This window comes from Vibrio sp. 2130-1 (genome assembly GCF_033339515.1).
On record NZ_JAWOUT010000063.1, the window covers coordinates 1 to 1,339 of the forward strand.

The following is a 1,339-nucleotide window of genomic DNA, read 5'->3' on the forward strand; positions in this document are numbered from 1 at the left end:
GCAGCAAATAGTTTCGCTGTTGGCGGCACTTTCATCAAATATACGGTGACAGCAAAGATCAGCGAGAAAGCGGTTGGCCAAATCTTAAACGTGGCGGTTATCGATAACAGTCATAACCTAGTTGCTGAGCCAGCCAACATGCTGCCTTCTGAGGTAAGCAAATCCCATAAAGCGTACACGGATTCGTCTTTATCGAGCGAAAAGCTGACGTACAATCACACGTCTAGTGGTGAAAATATCGTGTACCGTCTGCGCCTCCAAAACAATGGTAAAGGACTGGAGTACAACAAATCACTGCAAGAGTTATTCTCTAACATCAAAGTCCGAGTGGCACAAAATGCGGCTGGAGAATCAGACGCGCAGAGTTTACCTGCCTTTGCTGCGCACGGATGGGATGTGAGCGTGAAAACTTCTGGTGAAGCAACGACGGATATCGGCGGCTTTGTTGGTGGTGCAAATGCGGATATCGATATTCCAGTTCTATCCATTGCGCCGGGCGGTTGGATTGAGTTTGTGATGAAGTCACGTATTCGTCCAGACGCTTTGGATCAAATTGCTTCGACGCCGAAATACGACGGCACGAACTTCGCGACAGCTCGCGTGACACCGGAAGGCAGCAATCTAGCCGTTAACAAAGAGATTGGTTCGATTGCTGGTAAACCTTACGCAGCGGGAGACACTTATAAACCAGAAGATGAGGTGGTGTATAAGTTTACGGTGACCAACACCGAACCGGTATGGCGTGATGAGGCCGCGATTCAAGACATCATCTCTAATGTTCGTGTTGAAGTTATTGGTGACACAACGAAATCGGCATTTTCAGAATCTGAAATCAGCCACGTCTTTACCTCTGTTGGTACCAGTGGCACGCAAGACACCTACATCGAACCATACGATGCCACCGATGATCTGGATTTGGTGGTCGATATTGCGCCTGAAGAAGTGATCGAATTTACCGTAAAGGGGAAAGTTCGCGCTGATGCTGTCGGTGATATCGATGGAAACACCGCAAAAGCCGGCAACCAGAGTGACACAACGGAAACCATTCCTCCTGTCGCACCTGTTTTAGATTTCCAAAAACTGGTGCTGAACACGACCGCCGACAGCAGTACGTGTACGTTCCCATCTTCGACGGGCACTGATTGTCACTACAATCCGAATGGCCAGATCCAGTATCAAGTCTCAGTCACCAACGTAGGTGAAAGTACCACTAATGGTGCCACCATTGTGGATGAACTGGACAAGATTAACACGTCTGATGGCAAACCAGCTTTTACGGATTACAGCGTGGCGATTGTTAGTGCACCAACGTCAGACCGCTTCTCCATCAATGGTCAAT

Annotated in this window: 1 pseudogene; it reads left to right on the top strand. The window is 48.5% G+C overall.

The features are described from left to right. Positions 1 to 1,339, top strand: a pseudogene (locus R7Q09_RS24235) (hypothetical protein); the annotation flags it as partial.